Genomic DNA, 21,438 nt, shown 5'->3' with positions numbered 1-21,438 from the left:
CCTCCTATTGCGCAGTGCGCTTGCGGACCTCTTCGGCGAATGCGTCACCACGTGCGCCGTATGAGCTGAACATGTCGAGGCTCGCACAACCCGGCGCCAACAGGACGGTGTCACCCGGCTGGGCCATCGAGGCTGCCGCCTCGACCACCTCGGCCATGGCTCCAGTCTCAGCCGAATCGACCACGATGACCGGGACCTCGGGCGCGTGTTGCGCAAGTGCTGCCCGAATGACCTCCCGGTCGACACCGAGCAGGACGGCGCCGCGGAGTCGCTCCGCCATCGCCGGCACGAGTTCGTCGAACGAGGTGCCCTTCGCCTGGCCACCGGCGATCCAGACGATCGACTCGAAGGCCTGCATGCTGGAGGCAGCCGCCGCGGGATTGGTCGCCTTGGAGTCGTCGACCCAGGTGACCCCGGCAACCTCCGCGACGGTCTCGATGCGGTGGCCGCCCAGTTTCAGGGCCCGGAGACCGTCGCGCACCGCTGTCGCGCGTACGCCGAGACTGCGCGCCAGGGCTGCCGCTGCGAGTGCGTTCGCAACGTTGTGGGGGGCGTACGGCTGCACATCCGACACCTGCGCCAGCTCCAGCGCCGAGGTCCGACGCTGCTCGACGAAGGCCCGATCCACGAGGAGGTCGTCGACGACGCCGAGCATGGACATGCCGGGCATGCCGAGAGTGAAACCGATCGCGCGGGCCCCCTCGGTGACATCGGCCTCCTCGACCATGCGCTCGGTCGCCGGATCCTCAACGTTGTAGACGCACGAGTGGGTGACGCGCTCATAGATGCGGGCCTTGTCGGCCGCGTACTCCTCGAGGTCCGCATGCCATTCCAGGTGATCGGGCTCGAGGTTGAGCACGGCGGCGGAGTGGAGTTGCAGTGAGTGCGAGAAATGCAATTGGAAGCTGGACAGCTCGACCACGAACACGTCATAGCGCGTGTCCGTGTCGAGCACGGCCTCCATTACGGGCCGTCCGACGTTGCCGACGAGGGCGACCGACTTGCCGTCCGCGGCCAGGATGGCCGCCAGCATCTGGACCGTCGTTGTCTTGCCGTTGGTGCCGGTGACGGCGAGCCAGGGTGTGCGTTCCGCGGCCGGCAGGTGGGCGGCCGAGAGCTGCCAGGCGAGTTCGATCTCGGACCAGATGGGTACGCCGGCTCTGCTCGCCTCCGCCAACACGCCCACGGCGGGCCGGAGACCGGGTGAGGTGACCACGAGGTCGACGTCCGCGGGGAGATGGTCGGTCGACCCCGGGCCGAGCACGACCTCGGCACCGAGCGTGCGCAGCAGATTGGCCGAGTCGCGGCTGGTGTCGTTGTCCCGGTCTTCGATCACCGTGACGCGGGCACCGGCCGTCATCAGGCCATCGGCTGCCGCCATCCCGGACCGGCCGAGACCGGCCACCAGGACGTGTCGGCCACGGACCGGTTCGGTGTTCAGGTCGGGTCCTGGGCCGAAGAGCTCGCTCACAGACCAGCCACCCACTCCGCATAGAAGATGCCGAGCCCAAGGCTCACGCAGATGCCGCACACGATCCAGAACCGCACCACGATCGTCGACTCGCCCCAGCCCATCAACTCGAAGTGGTGTTGCAGGGGAGCCATCTTGAACAGGCGCTTGCCCTTGGTCGCCTTGAAATAGCCGACCTGGAGGATCACCGACATGGTGATGATGACGAACAGGCCGCCGAGGATGACGAGCAGCAGCTCGGTGCGTGTGAAGATCGCGAGCGCGGCGAGCCCGCCGCCGAGCGAGAGCGAGCCGGAGTCGCCCATGAAGATCTTGGCCGGTTTGGTGTTCCACCACAGGAAAGCGAAACAGGCCGCGCACATCGCCGCGGCGACCACCGCGAGGTCGTGGGGGTCCCGCACCTCATAGCAACGGGGACCGGCGCTGGAGAGCGCGGCGCAGGACTGGTTGTATTGCCAGATGTTGATCAACACGTAGGCGCCGAACACCATTGTCGCCGCCCCGGTCGCGAGGCCGTCGAGGCCATCGGTCAGGTTGACCGCGTTCGTCGTGCCGGCGACCAGCAGGACGATCCAGAGGATCGCCAGCGGGATCGGCAGCACGAGCCATGGGATGTCGCGCAGGAACGAGATCGCCGACGACGCAGGCGTCACGTCGCGATGGTTCGCGAACTGGAAGGACAGGACACCGAAGATGATGGCCACGACGGAGAGGCCGATCATCTTGCCCTTGGAGTCCAGCCCCAGCGAGCGCTGCTTCGAGATCTTCGTCCAGTCGTCGAGGAAACCGATCAGGCCCGCGCCGAGGAACAGGAAGAGGGCCAGGACGCTGGAGGCCGTCGGCGGCCGCCACGTGAACAGATGCGCGAGGAAATAGGCCGCCACGACCGAGATCATGATGACGATGCCGCCCATGGTGGGCGTCCCGCGTTTGGTGTGATGGCCGGTCGGTCCGTCGTCCCTGATGAATTGGCCGTAGCCCTGCTTCACCAGGATCCCGATGGCGACCCGAGTCCCCAACAGGGTGAAGACCATCGCGGCGGCGGCCGCAAAAAGGATCGTCTTCACTGCACCTCTCCACTTGCCTCGCTGCCCTGCGCCACCAGAGCTTCGGCCACTTTCTCCAGGCCCATGGCACGAGACGCCTTGACCAAGACGATGTCTCCCGGGGCGGGTCGGACCAATTCCACCGCTGCAGCGATGTCAGCCGCCACCGTCGCATTCTCGCACCCGGCGGCGCGGGCGGCCTCGACCATCCGGCGTGCGTCGGCGCCCATAGAAATGAGGTGGTCGATCTGGAGCGAGCCCACGGCCCGCCCGATCGCCTCGTGTTCCTCGGCGGACGCCTCACCCAACTCGAACATCTGTCCCAGTATCGCCCAGCTCCGCACTTGCGGTCGCGCTGTCCGTCGTCGCCGGGTCATGCGGGCGAGCGTGTCGCAGGCGGCGAGCATGGAGTCGGGGTTCGCGTTGTAGGCATCATTGACGACGACCACACCGTCCGGACGCTCCGACACTTCCATGCGCCAGCGCGACAGCGGGGTTGCTGCGGACAAGGAGTCGGCCACGGTGGCCAACGGCACGCCGATGCACACGGCCGCGGCCGCGGCGGCGGCCGCGTTGGCGACGTGGTGGCGTCCGACCAGCCGCAGCGTGACAGGCGCCCGGTCGGTCGCCCCGTCCAAGTGCTCCAACTGCAGGGTGAAGCTGTGGCGGTCGAGATCATCAGCGCTGACGTCGTCGGCCCACACCAGAAGGTCCGCCGGCGTGTCCGGTCGGCCGGCGCCGCTGAAGAGGGCTACGCGAGCCCGGGTTCGCGCGGCCATCTCGACCACCCGCCGATCGGTGCCGTTGAGGACGGCCCAGCCGTCGGAGGGGAGCTGCTCGACCAGTTCGCCCTTGGCTGCGGCGATGGCCTCCCGACTGCCGAACTCACCGACATGGGCCTGCCCGACGTTGAGCACGATGCCGATGCGGGGCGGCGTCAGGGAACACAGATATTCAATGTGGTGGCGGCCGCGGGCGCCCATCTCGCTCACGAGGTGACGGGTGCCGGCATCCACGCGGGTGGCGGTCAGGGGGACGCCGATCTCGTTGTTGAACGAGCCCTCGGGGGCGACGGTGGGTCCTGCCTGGCCGAGCACCTGGGCGAGCAGATCCTTGGTCGAGGTCTTGCCCTGGGAGCCCGTCACGCCGATGACCGCGACGTCGGGGTGATCGTCGATGATCCGGCGGGCGAGGCGGCCCAGCGCAATGGTCGGGTCCTCGACGACCACGCAGCGGGCGGCCGCGGCCGCGGGCAGGTCTGTCGGGACGCGCTGGCACAGCGCACCCCCCGCGCCGAGCTCGTGCGCCTTGCCGATGAAATCGTGTCCGTCGACGTGGTCACCGGCAAAGGCGACGAAGAGCGCGCCCGGCGTCACCTTTCGTGAGTCGATGACGACATCGGGCCCAACGGCTCCAACGCCTGCGTCCGGGTCGGCCAACTGGCCCCCGACCACCTCGGCTATCTGCCCCAGCGTCAGCCGGTCCATGCCCGTGCCCCCTTCACTGCCCCACCTTGCGCCATTCCTCGCCGACCACAGTGCTGTCGTCGAAGGGATGGATCCTGCCAGCAATCTCCTGGCCCTGTTCGTGACCTTTGCCGAGCACCACGACCACGTCATCCGCCCGTGCTGTGCGCAGCGCGAACCCAATCGCGGACCGGCGCTCGCCACCGTCGACGACGCGGTCGGCCGCGGCCTCGACCGACTTCGCGCCCGCCACGATGCTGGCGCGGATGGCCGCCGGGTCCTCACCGCGCGGATTGTCGTCGGTCACCACGAGGAGGTCTGCGTTCTCGACCGCCACCCGACCCATGGGTGCCCGCTTCACGCGGTCGCGGTCGCCCCCACAGCCGAGGACGGCGATCACGCGTCGACCCTGGGCCCGGTCCCGCGCGAAGGTGCCCAGCGCGGATCGCACGGCCTCCGGGGTGTGTGCAAAGTCCACGAAGACGGCGGGCGCGCCGGCGGGCAGTTCGACCGGCTGCATGCGCCCGGGCACCGTCACATCGCCCAGTGCCGCCGCTGCGCGCTGCACGTCCAAGCCGGCGAGTTCGATCATCGCGAGAGCGAGCACCGCGTTGCTGACGTTGAAATCGCCCGGCAGACCGAGATCGAATTCCAATGGTCCGGCCGGTGTCCGCACGCGGATCCGAGTGCCGGCGACATCGCTGATCCGATAGTCCGCCTCGGCTTCCCACGCCAGCGTCCTCAGCCTGACGTCGGTGTTCCGGAGACGCTGCGCCAAGCGGGCGCCGGCGGGATCATCGACGAACACGACCGCCGCCCGGGTGCGGTCGGGCTCGAAGAGCAGGGCTTTTGCTTCGAAATAGTCGTCCATGTCGGCATGGAAGTCGAGGTGCTCGGGGCTCAGATTGGTGAAACCGGACACGTCGAACCGCACGGGTTCGGTCCGCCTCAGTGCCATCGCGTGTGATGACACCTCCATCGCGACGGCGTCAGCGCCCCCGTCCCGCATGCGGGCCAGCAGCGCATGCAGGTCCACAGATTCCGGCGTGGTCACGGTCGTCCGGGCCACGGGCAGCATCTGCCCGTCGAGTTGGAACCCGAGGGTGCCGATCGTGCCGACGTGCAGGCCCAGCCCCCGCAGCGCCGCGGCGAGCAGATAGATCGTCGTGGTCTTGCCGTTGGTCCCGGTGACGGCGAACATCTGGAGTTGCGTCGCGGGCGCCTCGAACAAGCGCTCGGCGACCCGTGCCATCGCCCCTCGCACGTCGTCGGCCACCGCGACCGGCACACCCAGATCGGCCGGCAGAAGCGTGCTGCCCTCGGCGTCCGTCAGCACAGCGGTCGCGCCGGCCGCGACCGCTCGGTCGGCGAAGGTCGCCCCGTGTGCGCGGGCGCCGGGCAGCGCGACATAGAGATCGCCCTGCTCCACCAACCGTGAGTCGAGACTGATCCCCAGCACGTCGCTGTCGCCGCCGGACAGCACGTTGGCCCACGGCCCGAGAACGGCCGAGAAGGGCTGCGGCGCCCGGTGGCGACGGTCGTTGTGCTGATCGGTCACGTCGACGACGCTATCGAATGCCACATCAGTCACCCCGGCAGCACTGCGGATTGGGGCTGCCGAATCACCACTTCAGCATCTCTTCGGTGGGCCGGCTGCCGGTGGAGGCGGGCACGCCATACCGTGGCAGCGCCACCCGCAGCATGTCCCAGGCGACGGGGCCGGCCACGGCTCCACCGGTGTGACCGTTCTGCGGGTCTTCGACGACGACATAGGTCAGGATCCGGGGGTCCTCAGCTGGCGCCATGCCGACGAACGACGACGTATAGCCCGAATAGGCACCCAGTTCCACGTCGAAGTTCTCCGACGTTCCGGTCTTGCCACCGACCCGATATTCGTCCATGGCCATCGACCCGGCGAATGCACCCGGGCCCACGACGGACTCCATCATGCTCGCCACCCCACGTGAGGTCTCGGGCGACACGACACGGCGCGATTCGCGACGTTCGATCGGCACGGGGTTGCCATCGACATCGGTCGCGGATCGCAGGACCGTCGGTGGGTTGTATACGCCGCCGTTCAGGATGCCGGCCACGGCCGCGGCGTTCTGAATCGCGGTCACCGACAGGCCCTGTCCGAACGAGATCTGGTCGCGGGTATAACCCGGCATGTCGGCCGGCGGGATGAACCCGGTGGCTTCACCGGGCAGCTCGATGCCGGTCCGCTGGCCGAGTCCCATCCGGACCAAGGACTCACGATATTCGGCCGTGTCCATCTGGCGGGTCATCATGATGGTGCCGATGTTGGACGAGTACGCCAGCACGCCGCGCGCGGTGACGTTCGCGTACCCGTGCTTCCACACGTCCCGCACCACGCTCCCGCCCGACTGGATGTTCGGCGGCACGATGAGCCGAGTGTCGGGCGTGATCAGCCCGGCGTCCATGAGCGCCGCCATCGTGATCACTTTCTGCACCGAGCCGGGCTCGTAGGCCTGCGTCACCGCCCGATTGAAGAGATCCTCGCTGCGCGCGGTGGCGACGTTGTTCGGGTCGAAGCTCGGGGCATTGGCCATCGCCAGCACCTCGCCGGTCTTGATGTCCATGGCGATCGCCATGCCGGAGCGAGCCTCGGATTCCGCCACGGTCTCGGCCAGCTTGCGCTCCGTCATCGCCTGCAGGTCGGCATCGATGGTCAGCTGATAGCTCACCCCGTCGCTCGGGTGCTCGATCACGTTCGACCCCAAGGGGATGCGATAGCCGGCTGGGGACGCCTCGTACATCTCCCGACCCGCCGTGCCCGCAAGTTGCTTGTTCAGCGTGAACTCCAGCCCGCCCTGACCGTTGGAGTCGGCCCCCACGAATCCGACCAGCGCAGCCGCCGACTCCCGCTCGGGATAGGTCCGGATCGGATCGGACTCGCGGAAGACGCCATAGATGCTCTCGCTGCTCAGTTCCTGGGCAAAACGGTGGTACGCCGCCGCCGGCACCTTGCGCGCCACGATCGAATAGCGCGTGTTGGGCCTGGTCAGTGCTTTGACATAGGCATCCCGGTCACCACCCACATGCTTCATGAGCAACTGCGTGACCTGCTCGACCCGGTTCTTGTCGGGCTCGGGATTGTTGATGAGAGTCGGGTCCGCGGTGATCATCACCGCGGGCGACGTGACCGCCAGGACCACACCGTCACGATCGGTGATCGTTCCGCGCGTCGCGGCGATGGGGACGCTGCGGGTGAGTTGCTTGGACGCGGTCGCCGCGTACGCCGGCGCATCCAGTCCCTGGATCTGGACCAGTCGGCCCGCGCACACCGATGCCACGATCCCGAGCACCAGCAGCATCACTCGAAGCCGCTGGGTCGAATTGGCGAGCGGCATGCGGAGCGCTCCCGCACGTCGGGTGCGCGAGCGATGGTTGCGCGAAGTGGCCCGGGTCGAGGTCGACCGGCCCGTGGCGGGTCGGCGCGACCCGGGGGCGGCGGAGGTTCGGGGACGTCCGCTCCCCTGCTGACCCCTGGCGCGGTTGGTCGGGCGTGGACGCCGGTGATCCTCGCTCATCTCAACGGTTCTCCGAATCGGTCGCGTTCTGGGCGGGCGCGGGGACCGCCGCGGCCGGGCCGACGGACGGCGAGGTGCTGGTCTCGCCTTCGCTCTGCGGGCGGTTCTGCGCGTCGGCAACCTCCGCGGCCCTGCGGCGCTCCTCCATCTCTTTGGCGCGGGCATCGAGGATGCGCGCACGGTGTTCGTCGAGGATGCCCTGTTCGAGCGTCCGGCGCTCGTCGGCACGCTTGAGCGCCCGTTCGGCACGTTCCTTCGCCAGTTCTTCAGGGCTCTTGGTCAGCGCGCTGGGGAGATAGAGGCCGTCCGACGCCCTTGGTTCACCCGAGACAAGACCATCCGGGACCTGGACGAACGCGATGTCGCGGTTGGGTCGCATGCCGAGCGCGGTCGCCCTGCGGCTCAACTCGCGCGTCGATTCGGCTTCGGTCAGCAATTGTTCGAGCTCACCGACCGAATAGGCCATCTCGGCCGCGGTCCGACGCAGTTCGCTGGCCTTGAACGCCTGGTTCTGCAACGAGGTGTTCAGCAGCAGGAGCCCGACCATGCCGGCGCCGACGAGCGCGATCAGCAGCGTGAGGAAGGGCAGGCGCGCCATGCGCGGCCGCGGCTGTGGGACCAGACGCAACCGACGCTGCCCGTTGCGGCCGGGGCGGGAGCGTTCCGGTTGCGGCTTGTGCCGAGGGGCGTCGGGGGTGGCAACGGGCAGGGCGCTCATGCGGCTTCCTCGATCCTTTCGGCGGCGCGCAGCCGGGCGGAGGCAGCGCGGGGGTTCATGGCGATCTCGTCGGTGGACGGCTTCTCGGCGCCGCGGGTCAGCAACTTCACCTCAGGGCCGAACCCGGGCGGGACAATGGGCAGGTCACGTGGAGCGCGGTCCTCGGCGGCCGTGCGAAGGACCTGCTTGACCGCACGGTCTTCGAGCGAGTGATAGGACAACACGGCCAGCCGACCGCCGACAGCGAGCGCGGCAACCGCTGCCGGCAGCATCGCGTCCAGCGCTGCGAGTTCCCGGTTGACCTCGATCCTGAGTGCCTGGAACGTGCGCTTCGCGGGGTGGCCGCCGGTCTTGCGCGCTGCCATGGGGATGGCGTCGGCCACCACCCGGACGAGCCGTGCGGAGGTGGTGAACGGTTCGGTTTCGCGAGCTGCGACGATCGCCCGCGCGACGCGCGGCGCGAAGCGCTCCTCACCGAACCGGCTGAGAATGCGCTGCAGGTCGGCCACGGGATAGGTATTCACCACGCTCGCCGCCGTCAGCGGCTGCGCCCCGTCCATGCGCATGTCGAGCGGAGCGTCCACGGCGTAGGCGAACCCCCGGTCGGTGCGATCGATCTGGAGGGACGACAGGCCGAGGTCCGCGAGGATCGCCTGCACCCGGGGCCTGCCGTGCTCGGCCAGCACGTGCGGCAATTCGTCATACACCGCCGGCACCAGCGTCACGCGTTCGGCGAACGGTGCCAGCCGCTCCCTGGTGTGCGCCAACGCCTGCGGGTCCCGGTCGATTCCGATGAGGTGGGCATTTGGGCAGCGGGTCAGAATGGCCTCCGCATGGCCACCGAGGCCGAGCGTGCAATCGACGTAGACCGCACCGGGTGCCGCGAGGGCTGGCGCCAGCAGTTCGACGATCCGCGACAACATGACGGGCACATGCCGCGCCGGCTGCTGTTCGCTCATCCGCGCCCTCCCTGCGGTGTCAGGTGGTCTCCCCTGCCCGTGGCCGCCGACCCCAGGACAGGCTGGAATTTGATCGTGCACCGGGGTTTCGGACCGAAAGGCGTTGGGAAGTGTCGTCTGGCACCGGGGAAGGTGTGCCAGTCGACCCGCCTCTCGGGCCGAAACCTCGATGCACGAGGCTCCCGGGCTCGTGACTCACAAGCCCTGACCCGGGATGTTGTCCATGACGACGAAGGCTGGTTCCTGTGCCGCCTGGTATTGCTCCCAGGCCGCCGGGTTCCACACCTCGACCCGATCGAAAGCGCCCACGACCGCGATCTCCCCCTCGAGCCCCGCATAGCTGCGGAGTCGGGCGGGGATCGTGATCCGGCCCTGTTTGTCAGGCACTTCGTCCGAGGCATTTGCGGACAGCATTCGCTGGAAGTCCCGCACGTGCTTCACGGTCGCCGGGCCTGACGCCGATCGGGCGAACTCCTTGAAAGCTTCCAAGGTCCAGATGGTCAGACAGCGCTCCTGGCCCGGGCTGATCACCAATCCCTCGGCGAGCTCCTCGCGGAATTTCGCCGGCAGAAAGAAACGGCCCTTCTCGTCGAGCTTCGGATAGTGGGTACCCAGAAACATGCTGGGCCACCTCCTCAGCGCACCGAGTTGGAACCTTTTCGCTCCACCTGGCTCCACATTACTCCACTTTTCACCTCACACGCCACCGAAACCCTCCTCGACGCGCCCATGTTCTGATGCGATTTCGTGACCAAACCCAGTCCGGACGCGGGCCTGCGAATCAATGGCGGAACGTGGAGCGAAGTGGCGCCACGCCGGCCGGGTCCCGCAAGGGTGCGGACCAGCTGGGGCTCGGGGTGGATGCCGGCCGCGACCCTTGTCGCCGCCAATAGCGCTCTGACAAGCGATTTCTCAAAATTCTCTGGCGGTGGCGCGGATCAATGGAACGCGGCAGGAGCGCAGGGTGGTGCAAAGTGGAGGAACCCCTGGCGGTGGGTGGTGGAGGGTGGTGGAGACCCCGCACACGGGACGACGCGGCGCGAAGTGCCGAGTCGATGGCGCGCGAACACGCGAGCGCATCCGCATCATCCGGGGCCGGTCCGACAGCTTCGGCCACGAACCTGCGCGGCACGGCGCCCTGCGGCGATGTCCTTGCGGCGCAGACCGCGTAAGGTGGAGAACCGGGCGCCTGCGGCGCGTGCCGTCGTTCGTGGCGCGGCATGGCGATCGGGGGCGGGCCTCAGCGGTTCATCCAGGTGGGCCGGTGACGAAGTTCGCTAACGACGGAGGACGAGTTGAGCTCCTACTACGACGACACCCGCGACGGTCCCCTGACCGGCTCCAACCCGATCATCGGGCGCAGGAAGACCGGCCTGTCCAGGCAGTTCGGCGTCGAGGACGTCGTCGACATCATGGGCAAGGTCCGTGGCGCGATTGAGTCCGTCATCGAGGGCAAGCGTGAACCCATCGACATCGCCCTGGTCGTGCTGCTCGCCGAAGGCCACCTCCTGCTGGAGGACGTGCCTGGCGTCGGCAAGACGATGCTCGCGAAGGCAATCGGTCGTTCGATCGCCTGCTCGGTGCGCCGCATTCAGTTCACTCCGGACCTGCTCCCGTCCGATATCACCGGCGTCTCCGTCTATAACCAAGAACGCCGAGACTTCGAGTTCAAGCCCGGTGGCGTGTTCGCCAACATCGTCGTCGGCGACGAGATCAACCGCGCCTCGCCCAAGACCCAATCAGCGCTGCTCGAATCCATGGAGGAGCGTCAGGTCTCAGTCGACGGCGTGACCTATGAACTGGAGTTGCCGTTCATGGTCGTCGCGACTCAGAACCCGATCGAGATGGAGGGCACCTATCCCCTCCCCGAGGCACAGCGCGACCGCTTCACAGCCCGCATCACGATGGGCTATCCCACCAAGAGCGCCGAGATGGACATGCTCGAGCATCACGGTTCGCTCGATCCGCTCGGCGCACTGCAACCGGTCACCGATGCGGCCACGATCATGGGCTTGATCCAAGCCGTCAAGCAGGTCTATGTCGCGCCGGCGGTGAAGGAATATCTGGTCTCGGTCGTGACGGCCACACGAACCAGTCCGGACCTGCGTCTCGGCGCATCCCCGCGGTCCTCGCTGCAACTGCTCCGGGCGTCACGGGCGCACGCCGCGATGGGGGGACGCGACTATGTGAGCCCCGACGACGTGGCCGCCCTTGCCGGATCCGTTCTGTCCCACCGCGTCCTGCCGTCGACCGAGGCCCAGTTGGCCCGGCATTCCGTGTCGGACATCATCGACGCGATCGTCCGCTCCGTCCCGGTGCCGGACAAGTGATCAGAGACGGATCGAGCTGGTGAAACGCAATCCCTGGAGCCTGCTGACCCCACGCGGCAAGATGTTGCTCGTCGCGGGGCTGGCCACTGTGATCATCAGCATGCTGCTCGGCCAGCGTGATGTGTTGTGGCTCGGTCTGCTGCTCATCCTGATGCCCGCGGTCGCGTTGCTCTTCATCGCCCGGACGAAGTTGCGGCTGACGTGCGAGCGGGGCTTCGACCACAGCGAGTTGCCGATCGGCGAGACGATGGAGGCGAAGCTCGCCCTGGAGAAGCGCGGCAACCTGCCCGCCGGCCTGCTCCTGTTCGAGGAGCACGTGCCCGCTTCGCTCGGCCGCCGACCACGTTTCGGCGTGAACAACGTGTCGGGTTCATGGCGCCGCGAGGTGAGCTATCCGCTGGAGGGCAAACAGCGCGGCCGCTATCAGATCGGCCCGCTCCTGGTGCGATCCCGGGACGCCTTCAACTTGGTGAAGTTCGACCGCCAGTTCACGGCGACCTCCGAGATGCTGGTCACCCCACGGATCCACACGCTCGGCGCCATGGGCAACGTCTCCGGGGGTGGCTCGTCGGGTGAGACCCGGCCCCAGCGGCTCGGTGTCATCGGGTCCGACGATGTCCTGATCCGCGAATATCGTCAGGGCGACGACGTGCGCCGCATCCACTGGCGCTCCACCGCCCGACGCGGTGAGTTGATGGTCCGCCGCGAGGAACAGGCTTGGGACCCCAGCGTGACCCTTGTTCTCGACTCCCGCGCAAGTGCGCACGGCGGTCCGGGGCGTGAGTCGAGTTTCGAGTACGCAGTGTCCTGCGCGGCCTCCATCGCGATGCACTTCTTGGAGAATGGCTTCACCGTCGATCTCTATGACGGCAACGGGCCGATGCTCCCGCGGGACGTCGACCGGGCCTTCAGCACGAACCGGCAGCACATCCTGCACTGCTATACCGATACCCAGCCCGTCCCGATCGACCGGCTCTCCCAGACCCTCGATTCACCGCTGATCAGTCGTCAGGGTCGTGTCCTGGTCGCGGTCACCGGACGACTCACACCCGAGGACGCCGAGGCCCTGATCCGGACGCGCCGGAACCGTTCCCAGGGCTTGGCCGTTGTGATCGATGTCGACACCTTCGTGACGCGCAGCCAGCGCGCGAACGATGAGGTGAAGGAACAGCACCGCGTCGCGGTCCAGATGTTGCGCAACCAGATGTGGCGGGTCGCCGAGGTGACGCGGGTGACCGCGATCGCCGACGCCTGGAAGTCACTCGAACGGTTGGGAGAAATCGCCTGATGGCCGCCAAAGAGAAGCTCGCACTGATGGTCTCGGACCGGTTCGCCATCGCGGTGACCGTTGCGGTGCTGCTCGCGAGCCTCACGCTGCTGCCCCTCACCCAGGACGGCGGCTATCTCGCACTCTCGTCGGTGTTGGTGCTCATTCTCGGGGCGATCTCCCTGGTCCTGCGCCGGTTCCGCCTCGGCGATCTCGCCGTGCTGGGGTTCCAGTCGCTCGCGCTGGTCGGGTTCGCGTTCGCGGTATCGCTCGGGCTCGGCGGTGATGACGGCAACCCGTTCTCGCGCTTCGTCGGACTGTTCGGCGAGGCGACCAACCACCTCCAGACGCAGTCCGCGCCCATGGAGCCGAACCCCGGCGTCCGGTTGCTGTTCGTCACCGCTATCGGCGTGATCATGATCCTCACCGATGTGATGGTGCAGGGCGTCGACCGCCCGATGTGGTCGCTGGCGCCGCTCGCCTCGCTCTTCCTGGTGCCGGCCCTGGCGCTGCAGGATGATGTGCCGTGGTGGTGCTTCGTGGTGATCGCGCTGGGCTATCTCGGCATCCTCCTCGCGGAGGGCATCAACACGTCGGAGCGTTGGCCGCGAGGTGTGCGGCGCAGCCAGCACGACCGCGGATCGGCACCGCTGGCGGTGCGCATGGCGGCCTTGGTCGGGGTGCCGGCCATCGTCCTGACGCTTGCGCTGGGTCTGGTGATCCCGACGCTGACCTCCCAGGGGTGGGGGCTCACCCGGCCGCAGGGGGACGAGGGCCCGCTGCAGATGGCCGACCCCACCCTCGACCTCCGGCGCAATATCAACCAGCCGACGAACCGGGTGGTCATGCGCTACACGACAGATCAGCCTGATGGTGTCTATCTGCGCATGGCCTCGCTGCCGGTCTTCAACGCGACCGGGTGGCAGAACGCCGGCATGCAGCTCACCACCGGAACGTCCCTTCCGCCGCCCCCCGGGCATCGGGCCCAACCCGGCGAAGTGGCGCGCAACACGACCATCCAGGTGACGGACTTCAGATCGCAATATCTGCCGCTGCCGTTCGCCCCTGCGGCCTTCTCCGCCGACGGTCAGTGGGCTTACGACCGCGACTCGCTGGTCGTCCTCGCCACCGGTGAGAACTATCAGGACGCAATCCGGGATCTGACCTATTCCGTGCGCAGCCTGGACATCAAACCCGACGGACCGGGACTGTCGCGCGCAATGGCGACTGGGAACCCGCCGGACAGCCAACTGACGGTGCCGATTCCGCAGGACATCCCCGACGACATCGTCAACCTCACACTCGAGGTCACGAGGGGCATCGACGCGCCTGCCCTGCAGGCGGCGGCGATCCAGAACTTCCTGCGCAACGAGGGCGGCTTCACCTACTCCACTGAACCGCTGCCCGGCTCCGGCTACGAAGCGCTGCAGAACTTCCTGTTCGATGACAAGAAGGGCTATTGCGAACAGTTCGCCGGCGCGATGGCGGCGATGGCCCGAGTCTCCGGCATTCCGTCCCGGGTCGCGGTCGGCTTCCTCCCGGGCGAACGGCAGGGTGAGGAGTGGTCGGTGTCCATCCGGGACATGCACGCATGGCCCGAACTGTGGTTCGAGGGCTATGGCTGGGTGCGGTTCGAACCGACTCCGACCATCGCCTCGCCGCCGCCGTGGACCGTGGTGTCCGGCACGAGCGAAACCGGCCCCGACGGCGAAGATCAGCAGCCCGAGGAGCCCGCACCGGTCCCCCCGGCCGAGGAGGAAGGCCCGACTCCCGAGCCCACCCCCGAGGTGATCCCGCCCGGCGTCGGCGAGCCGCCGCTGTGGCAACAGATCCTCAAGGTCGGCGGCACCTCCGCCGGCATCGCCGCACTGGTGGCGGCGGTGGCCTCCCTGCCGATGCTGTTCCGGAGCCGGCGGCGCAGTCGGCGCCTGTCCGGGGTGGGACCGCCCGGGCATCAGGTGGAAAACGCATGGGCGGAGATCCGTGATTCGGTCGTCGACTACGGCGGCCGCTGGCCGGCCGGTTCGCCCCGCGTCATTGGAACCCAGGTTGCCCACGATCTGGACGCCCAGTCCGCAAAGGCAATGACGTCGTTGTCACTCATGGTGGAACGGGCACGCTATTCGCGCCACCACCCGATCAATGCCGACCTCAGCGCGATCACCCATCAGGTGCGCAGAGGGCTCGCGGACCGCAGTCGACGCCAAGACCAGCTGGCAGCCACGTGGTGGCCCCGTTCGCTGTGGAACCAGTTGGGCACGAAACTGGTCGGCTCCAGCTGACCCAGCTCCCCAACCAATTGAGAAGGGATCCGACCAAGTCGGATCCCTTCTTCATTGGTTCACTGAACTCAGAACCCCTCGTCCTGACGTCGCCGCCAGCGCTCCTCCATCTTGTCCATGAAGGAGGTGTCGCCCGACCCTGACCGCTGTCCGGCCTGCACCTTCGAAGGCCCGGTCGGAGTTGGTTCCACCCGTCGATAAGCGGTCACGGCGATCACGGTGGCGGTCAACATGACCACGAACCCGATGACCGACAGCGACCAGTGGGATCGCATGCCGGCAACCAGCATGCCGCAGCCCGCGATGAACGCGAGACCGGCTATCGCCGCCCGTTTGCGTTGGAGTGTGCGAGGGGTCTTGGTGCCGCGCAGCGTATGGGCCAACTTAGGGTCCTCCGCCGCGAGCGCTGCCTCCATTTGTTCAAGGAGTTTCTGTTCTTCATCGGACAGTGCCACCCGCGCCACCTCCCACCCGTTCCGAAAGGACTTCTCGCCCCGCTCCGGGACGACTTCTCAAGTGTAGATTCTAATAGGGCCCAAGGAAACCCGGCTCAGGGCTGGACAGACGATCCGGCCGTGTGGGACGAGTGAGAGAAGCACGCCGCACTGCCTGCGGGCCAAATTTCGCCACGGCCGCGTCCATGGCCCGCTCCGCCTCTCGCCAGCCGTGCTCCGGTTCTCCCAGTTCGGGCTGCACATGGGCTTCGGCCCGGTCCACGAGGCCTTCCACGCGCACGTAGACCTTGCGGATCCGTGCGCGCCGCAAACCGAGCGCCGTCCACAGCGCCAGCGCTTGGGCGTGGATCTCCCCGCCCGAATCACTCAGGCCACGCATCGTGCCGGACCGCGTGATTTGGGTGTAATCCGCAAACCGCACGGTGATCACGACCGTGCGCCCAAGCACCTCGGATTTGCGCATGCGGGCGGCGGTGCGGTCGGCCATGCGCAGCAGCTCTCGCCGCACGACCTCTTCGTCGTCGGTGTCGCGACCGAAAGTTTCCTCCGAGCCGATGCTGCGCTCCGGTGGTCGTCCCACCACGGGCCTGGCGTCCCGGCCCCAGGAAAGATCGTGGAGATGGGCGCCCTGGTGGATCCCGAAGGCGCGTTGGAGGGTGGCCCGGGGTGCGTGCGCAAGCTCCGCTACTTTGTGCAGACCCAGGCGATGCAATTTCGCGGCCGTCGCCTCGCCCACGCCCCACATGGCTTCGACCGGGAGTTGGTGCAAGAAGGGGACGACGTCGGCCGGAGGGACCTCGCGAAGGCCGTCGGGCTTGGCGGCAGTTGAGGCGAGTTTGGCCACGAACTTGGTGGGACCGATTCCGACCGAGCAGGTGATGCCCTGCTCGTCGTGGACCTTGGCCCGGATCAACTCGCCGATGAGCACGGCCGGACTGCTTGCGGTCCGGCAACCGTGGAGTGCTCCGGTGAGGTCGAGGAAGGCTTCGTCGATGGAGGCGGATTCAACCACGGCGGTGAACGATTCGAAGATGGCCCGGATGCCCCGCGACGTCTCGGCATAACTGTCGAAATCCGGCGGGACGACGATGGCCTCCGGACAGAGGCGGCGGGCGCGGGTCATCGGCATGCCCCCGGAGATGCCGTGCGCACGAGCGGGATAGGTAGCCGACAGAACGACCCCACGAGTCGCTCCGCCGACCAGCACCGGCTTGCCGATGAGCTCCGGCCGCCGACGGAGTTCCACCGAGGCATAGAAGGCGTCCATGTCGACGTGCATGATCGTGGGCGGGGTCGACCGATCCCGCTCCCCGCGGTCGGGAACGTCCGGGGTGGGCCGAGCCGCCCGGCGCCGCGGTCGCGGCCCGGGTCGGGAAATCATGGGTCAGTCGTCGGAGGCGCCGACGTGGGTGGCGAGCACGTGCAGCCGGGTGGCCGACTCCAGATAGGCGGGGTTGCCGGCCGCAGCCGCCTCGAGCTCCAGCAGTTCGTCGGAGTAACCCTCGGCGGACGCCTCAGGCACGTGATCGGTGATCACCCCGACGCCGTGCTCGGCGAGCACCTCCCAGCCGCCGGCAGCGAGCAGGTCGAGCAGACCGGCCCGATCGAGCAGGCCGGTGTCCTGCAGGATTTCGCGGGCCGCGTCGAAGTGACCCGCCTCGGCCTGGTGCCACACCCGGTGCAGCCGCTGGTTGATGACGATGCTGAGCAGGCCGCCCGGCTTGAGGGCGGTAGCCATCGCGGCCAGCGCGTCGGCAGCCCCGTCCTGCCGCTCCAGCACGAGGTGGAACGTGATGACGTCCGCCGATCCCGCCGGCACGACCTCCGCCAGCGTCCCCGTGTCTCCCTGGACAGCGGTGACCCGGTCGGACAGCTCCTGCTCGGCTGCCCTGCGCTGGGTGGCCGCGAGCGCGTCGGGCGAGGGATCGATCACCAGCACGGTGTGACCGGCTTCGGCCAGGGCCGCCGCGATGCCTCCCGTGCCGCCCCCCAGATCGACCACGTTGAGTCCTGTTCCACGGAGATCGAGCTGGGTGACCAGCAGCTCGTTGAGCCACTGCTGCGCGATCGATCGGCGACGCCGCCCGGTCGACCGGCGGTTGCCCGAACCCACCTGCTGGAACTCGCTCATCTCGTCCTCCTTCGCTTGTCGAGCCTAGTGCGTGCCGACCGCATCGGGCGGTCGGGGCAGTGTCGTGCCGGTCTCATCGGCCTGAACTTCCGGGACTGGAGTGCCACAGCTTCCTGGGGGCCGAGGCTGCCGGCGTACCCGCCGGGACCACGTCCGCATAGGCCGACTGCCGGAAGCCGCTCGGATGCACCAGCATCCGCCGGCCTCCGCCGCCGAATCCCTCGGGGCCCTCGGCCATGAGGTCTCGGACCACCGCCAGCGCCCTCGCCGGGTCGCCGGTGAGCTCGAGCTCGCGGCGCCAGGTCTCGAACAGCATGCCGAGGTCCCAGCAAGCGTGGGCGAGCAGGGAGACGCCGCGCGGGCCGGTGCGGCGGAGATCCCCGTGGACGATCAGCAGCCACGAGTCGAACAGGGTCTTCGCGTACGGACCCTGGGCTTCCTCGAAGAACGTTGCGTCGACCGGTCCGGTGGTGTCGTCGAGGGTGAGGAACACCACCCGGCGCCCCGAGCGCACCGGCGGTGTCTGCGTGGCGACTTTGACCCCGGCGACGAGGACGTTCTCCCGGTGACGCACCTGCAGCAGATCCTTCGACCAAGTGACTTCGAGAGCATCCAGGAGGGGCCGATAGAAGTCGACGACATGCCGACTGGCGTCCATGCCGAGCACATCCAACTCGGCGCGGACACGCTCGGTGTCGGTCATCTCCGGCAGCCCAGAGGGCACGATCTCGTCGCCGGCATCGAAGTCCAGTGGCAGCTGGCTCTCCTGGGGGCGTACCTCTGCGGGACGCCGGGATTGGGCCTTGGCCCGGTCGCGGGGGTCGGCCGACTGCGCAGCGAGATGGGCGGCTCGCTCGTCGGCCTGGCTGGGCCGGGGGCCGGGACGCAACAGGCCACGGCCCCGTGCGCGGATCGCCCGCTCGGCCGCGCGGCTGTCCCGGTCGAGATCGGTGATCGCGAGCAGCAAGTCTCGTCGGGTGAGTTGATCGCGACGCTGCACGGCATCTGCCGGCCGTATGCGGTGGAGCTGATCGAAGGCCCCGGCCAGGACGAGCCGCTCGACGACCGGAGTGGACACAGTGGCGCGGTTCCAGAAGTCGGCAATCGAGCGATAGGGCTGGCCGGCGATGATCCGCGCGAGCTCGGCGCCCGAGATCCCCTTCACATCCGCCAACGCGAGCCGGATCCCCCACCCCGCGCCGCTCGCGGCGACCGGCTCCACGCGATAGGCCTCGTGCGACAGATTCACGTCCAGCCCCAGCACGTCGATGCCGCTGCGGCGAGCTTCGTCGAGGATGAGCCGCTTCGGATACATCCCCGGGTCATGTGTGAGCACCCCGGCGAAGAAGTGCGCCGGCCAGTGAGTCTTCAGCCACGCGGACTGATAAGTCGGCAGCGCGAACGCGGCGGCATGCGCCTTGCAGAACCCGAACGAGGCAAAAGCTTCGAGGACCTTCCACGCCGACTCGACGACCGGCTCCGCGTATCCCCGTTTCCGCACCGCCGGATAGAACCAGGCCTGCACGTCCGCCTTCGCCTCCCGGTCGCCGAGCGCACGACGGGCCTCGTCGCCCTCGGCGAGCGTGCACCCGGTGAGGATCGAGATAATTCGGATGACCTGCTCGTGGAAGACCACCACACCGCAGGTTTCCCGGAGGACCGGCTCGAGGTCGGAGTGCAGATAGCGCGGGACGTCCCAGCCCTGCCGGGCGTTCAGGAACGGACGCACCATGTCGCTCTTCACCGGTCCGGGGCGGAACAGCGAGATGTCAATGATGATGTCGGTGAAGTCGCTGGGGCCGAACTTGCCGATCAGCTCGCGCTGGCCGGGTGACTCGATCTGGAAACAGCCGAGCGTCCGGGCCTCGCCGATCAGCTCATAGGTCGCCGGGTCGGCGAACCCGTCCACAGCCAGTGCCTCGAGGTCGATCCGTTCCCCCACCGTCCGCTCGATCTCGGCGACCGCGTGCGACATCGACGACTGCATCCGGATGCCCAGCACGTCGAGCTTGAGCAGCCCGATGTCCTCGACGTCGTCCTTGTCGAACTGGCTCATCGGAAATCCCGCGAAACTTGCTTCAACGGGCGTGCGGTCGAGGAGTGTCGCGTCGGACAGCAGCACACCGCACGGGTGCAGCGCGATGTGCCGGGGCAACCCGTCAAGGGACTCAACCAGCTCGAACAACAGATCCAGGCGACGCTCGGCGAGCCCCGCCGCGCGCAGCTCGGGCAGGTCCCGCAGCGCGGCCCGGGCGTCTCGGGCTCGGATGTGCGGGAACGCCTTGGCGATCGCGTCGATCTCACCCGGCGGCAGGCTGAGGGCGGCGCCGGCGTCGCGGACCGCATGGCGCACCCGATAAGTCTCGAGCATTGCCACGCAGGCCACCCGTTCGCCGCCGAACGTGTCGAGGATGACCTGATAGATCTCCTCACGGCGATGGGACTCCACATCGAGATCGATGTCGGGCAGCGCCCGGCGCAACGGCGAGAGAAACCGCTCCATGATCAAACCGTGACGGATCGGGTCGACGCCGGAGACACCCAGCAGATAGTTCACCAACGACCCTGCACCGGACCCCCGAGCAGCGACCCTGCACCCCATCGCCCGGACCATCCCGACCACGTCCGCCACGGTCAGGAAATAGGACGCGAAGCCCAGGTGGCGGATCACGGCAAGCTCGTCGTCGAGCCGGTCTCGCGTGGCCAGATCGGCCGGACCATAGCGGTGCGCGAGGCCCGCCTCGCAGCGTTGCGCGAGCAAGGTCTGTGCGTCGCTGACCCCTCGACCACCATCGAGCAGCTCCAGTTCAGGCAGGTGGATTTCACCCAGCCCGAGATCTTGGCGAGGATCGAGACGGCAGCGCAGAGCCAGCCGGCGGGTGTCCCCGAGAAGCCATTCGGCGCCGTGTGGGCCGCGTCCGCCGCGCTGGGCAAGCCGATCGGCGATCTCGAGCATTTCCTTGCCGGATTTCAGCCAGCCCTCGGCATTGCGGCGGTCGACGTTGCGGCCGGACAGCGGCACCAACCGGCGCGCGCAGTCGAGGACATCGACCGTCGGCGCCTGGCTGCGGTCCGCCATCCGCACGGCGTTGGTGAGGACCGTGGTGGTGTTCGTGGCGTCGGCGAGTGCCAGCATCCGGGCAGCGTGAACTCCCGAACCGGGCCCGTCGCCGGGGACCCGGTGATCGGTGACGGCCACGACGACGGAGTCGAGTGGGAATCGTGCCCGCCAGGACTGCAGCGTCGCTTCTGCCAGATCGCGGCGGAGGTGGACCGCGGCGCCCAGCTCGGAGTCGGCGCCCAGCAGCACCACGAGCTCGCCGGCGGCCGCGAAACGTGCGATGAGATCGACGGTGGCGACGGGACGCCCCCGCGCACCCGCCAGATGCATCTCCGAGACCAGACGACACAAGGAGGCCCACCCCGCCCTGGACGTCGCCAGCACGACCACTCGGGGAAGGCCGGGGTCGCGGATCTCCCCGCCCCGAACCGGTTTGTGGCGGGGACGGTCGACCGGCAGGATCTCGGCCGATTCGGGGAGGACCGCGAGATCGACGCCGAGCACTGGGGCGATTCCAGCCCGGTCGCAGGCCTTGGCGAACCGGATCGCCCCATAAAGCCCGTCGCGGTCGGTGAGCGCGAGCGTATCCATCCCGTGTCCCGCCGCGCGTTCCACAAGCATCGCCGGCTGAGCAGCGCCGAAGCGCAGCGAATAGCCCGACGCCACCCGCAGGTGGACGAATGGATCGGTCATGGCACCCC

Annotated in this window: 15 protein-coding genes; 3 read left to right on the top strand and 12 right to left on the bottom strand. The window is 68.3% G+C overall.

Translation table 11 applies throughout. The features are described from left to right. Positions 1-4 precede the first annotated feature (4 nt). The 8 genes from murD to mraZ form a co-directional block, all read right to left on the bottom strand. Positions 5-1,471: a UDP-N-acetylmuramoyl-L-alanine--D-glutamate ligase gene (gene murD, locus ACQ260_RS09545; protein WP_432559194.1), complete on the bottom strand. Its 1,467-nt coding sequence runs from the start codon at positions 1,469-1,471 to the stop codon at positions 5-7. Next, on the bottom strand, positions 1,468-2,538 hold the full coding sequence (gene mraY / locus ACQ260_RS09540; protein WP_432559193.1) for a phospho-N-acetylmuramoyl-pentapeptide-transferase: 1,071 nt from the start codon (positions 2,536-2,538) through the stop codon (positions 1,468-1,470). Before mraY ends, murD begins: the two co-directional genes overlap by 4 nt. Beyond that, positions 2,535-4,004, bottom strand: a complete 1,470-nt coding sequence (locus ACQ260_RS09535; RefSeq protein WP_432559192.1) for a UDP-N-acetylmuramoyl-tripeptide--D-alanyl-D-alanine ligase — start codon at positions 4,002-4,004, stop codon at positions 2,535-2,537. The genes mraY and ACQ260_RS09535 overlap by 4 nt, the downstream gene beginning before the upstream one ends. A gap of 13 nt (positions 4,005-4,017) precedes the next feature. Beyond that, positions 4,018-5,565 carry a UDP-N-acetylmuramoyl-L-alanyl-D-glutamate--2,6-diaminopimelate ligase gene (locus ACQ260_RS09530; protein ID WP_502219707.1) on the bottom strand — a complete coding sequence of 516 codons (1,548 nt, stop codon included), beginning with the start codon at positions 5,563-5,565 and terminating at the stop codon, positions 4,018-4,020. Positions 5,566-5,605: 40 nt separating this feature from the next. Continuing rightward, positions 5,606-7,354, bottom strand: coding sequence for a peptidoglycan D,D-transpeptidase FtsI family protein (locus tag ACQ260_RS09525; RefSeq protein WP_432559191.1), 1,749 nt, complete (start codon positions 7,352-7,354; stop codon positions 5,606-5,608). A 181-nt stretch (positions 7,355-7,535) separates the two neighbouring features. Next, positions 7,536-8,252, bottom strand: coding sequence for a cell division protein FtsL (ftsL, locus tag ACQ260_RS09520; RefSeq protein WP_432559190.1), 717 nt, complete (start codon positions 8,250-8,252; stop codon positions 7,536-7,538). Continuing rightward, complete coding sequence (gene rsmH, locus ACQ260_RS09515) at positions 8,249-9,211, bottom strand: 16S rRNA (cytosine(1402)-N(4))-methyltransferase RsmH (protein ID WP_432559189.1); 963 nt, start codon at positions 9,209-9,211, stop codon at positions 8,249-8,251. Before rsmH ends, ftsL begins: the two co-directional genes overlap by 4 nt. A 195-nt stretch (positions 9,212-9,406) precedes the next feature. Further along, positions 9,407-9,832 (bottom strand): division/cell wall cluster transcriptional repressor MraZ, encoded by a 426-nt coding sequence (gene mraZ / locus ACQ260_RS09510; RefSeq protein ID WP_432559188.1) that lies wholly within the window; start codon positions 9,830-9,832, stop codon positions 9,407-9,409. Positions 9,833-10,623: 791 nt separating this feature from the next. Here mraZ and ACQ260_RS09505 point away from each other — a divergent pair. From ACQ260_RS09505 to ACQ260_RS09495, 3 genes are read left to right on the top strand one after another with little or no spacing between them, the layout of a single operon-like run. Next, positions 10,624-11,541 (top strand): AAA family ATPase, encoded by a 918-nt coding sequence (locus ACQ260_RS09505; protein WP_432559286.1) that lies wholly within the window; start codon positions 10,624-10,626, stop codon positions 11,539-11,541. A gap of 19 nt (positions 11,542-11,560) precedes the next feature. Beyond that, a complete protein-coding gene (locus ACQ260_RS09500; RefSeq protein ID WP_432559187.1) occupies positions 11,561-12,829 on the top strand; it encodes a DUF58 domain-containing protein in 1,269 nt (422 codons plus the stop codon). Continuing rightward, complete coding sequence (locus ACQ260_RS09495; protein WP_432559186.1) at positions 12,829-15,090, top strand: transglutaminase TgpA family protein; 2,262 nt, start codon at positions 12,829-12,831, stop codon at positions 15,088-15,090. The genes ACQ260_RS09500 and ACQ260_RS09495 overlap by 1 nt, the downstream gene beginning before the upstream one ends. 68 nt (positions 15,091-15,158) lie before the next feature. On the opposite strand, the gene ACQ260_RS09490 is transcribed toward ACQ260_RS09495, so the two are convergent. The 4 genes from ACQ260_RS09490 to ACQ260_RS09475 all read right to left on the bottom strand — a co-directional run bounded on the left by ACQ260_RS09490 (position 15,159) and on the right by ACQ260_RS09475 (position 21,430). After that, positions 15,159-15,545, bottom strand: a complete 387-nt coding sequence (locus ACQ260_RS09490) for an SCO2097 family morphological protein (RefSeq protein ID WP_432559185.1) — start codon at positions 15,543-15,545, stop codon at positions 15,159-15,161. A 70-nt stretch (positions 15,546-15,615) separates the two neighbouring features. Continuing rightward, the gene (dinB, locus tag ACQ260_RS09485) at positions 15,616-16,926 is read right to left on the bottom strand and encodes a DNA polymerase IV (RefSeq protein WP_432559184.1); all 1,311 of its coding nucleotides are present in this window, start codon (positions 16,924-16,926) and stop codon (positions 15,616-15,618) included. 3 nt (positions 16,927-16,929) lie between these two features. Then, entirely contained in the window at positions 16,930-17,676 is a 747-nt protein-coding gene (locus ACQ260_RS09480; protein ID WP_432559183.1) for a methyltransferase domain-containing protein, read from the bottom strand. Positions 17,677-17,749: 73 nt separating this feature from the next. After that, positions 17,750-21,430: a DNA polymerase III subunit alpha gene (locus ACQ260_RS09475; RefSeq protein ID WP_432559182.1), complete on the bottom strand. Its 3,681-nt coding sequence runs from the start codon at positions 21,428-21,430 to the stop codon at positions 17,750-17,752. Positions 21,431-21,438 lie beyond the last annotated feature (8 nt).

The organism is Ammonicoccus luteus, assembly GCF_050880385.1.
GTDB lineage: Bacteria > Actinomycetota > Actinomycetes > Propionibacteriales > Propionibacteriaceae > Enemella.
This window is presented reverse-complemented; position numbering and strand designations above follow the sequence as displayed.

What these genes read in the sequence shown, in the direction of transcription:
- ftsL (WP_432559190.1), bottom strand. Translation starts at nt 8,252, where the DNA reads ATGAGCGCCCTGCCCGTTGCCACCCCCGACGCCCCTCGGCACAAGCCG.
- dinB (WP_432559184.1), bottom strand. Translation starts at nt 16,926, where the DNA reads ATGATTTCCCGACCCGGGCCGCGACCGCGGCGCCGGGCGGCTCGGCCC.
- rsmH (WP_432559189.1), bottom strand. Translation starts at nt 9,211, where the DNA reads ATGAGCGAACAGCAGCCGGCGCGGCATGTGCCCGTCATGTTGTCGCGG.
- ACQ260_RS09525 (WP_432559191.1), bottom strand. Translation starts at nt 7,354, where the DNA reads ATGCCGCTCGCCAATTCGACCCAGCGGCTTCGAGTGATGCTGCTGGTG.
- ACQ260_RS09480 (WP_432559183.1), bottom strand. Translation starts at nt 17,676, where the DNA reads ATGAGCGAGTTCCAGCAGGTGGGTTCGGGCAACCGCCGGTCGACCGGG.
- ACQ260_RS09475 (WP_432559182.1), bottom strand. Translation starts at nt 21,430, where the DNA reads ATGACCGATCCATTCGTCCACCTGCGGGTGGCGTCGGGCTATTCGCTG.
- ACQ260_RS09505 (WP_432559286.1), top strand. Translation starts at nt 10,624, where the DNA reads ATGGGCAAGGTCCGTGGCGCGATTGAGTCCGTCATCGAGGGCAAGCGT.
- ACQ260_RS09535 (WP_432559192.1), bottom strand. Translation starts at nt 4,004, where the DNA reads ATGGACCGGCTGACGCTGGGGCAGATAGCCGAGGTGGTCGGGGGCCAG.
- mraZ (WP_432559188.1), bottom strand. Translation starts at nt 9,832, where the DNA reads ATGTTTCTGGGTACCCACTATCCGAAGCTCGACGAGAAGGGCCGTTTC.
- ACQ260_RS09495 (WP_432559186.1), top strand. Translation starts at nt 12,829, where the DNA reads ATGGCCGCCAAAGAGAAGCTCGCACTGATGGTCTCGGACCGGTTCGCC.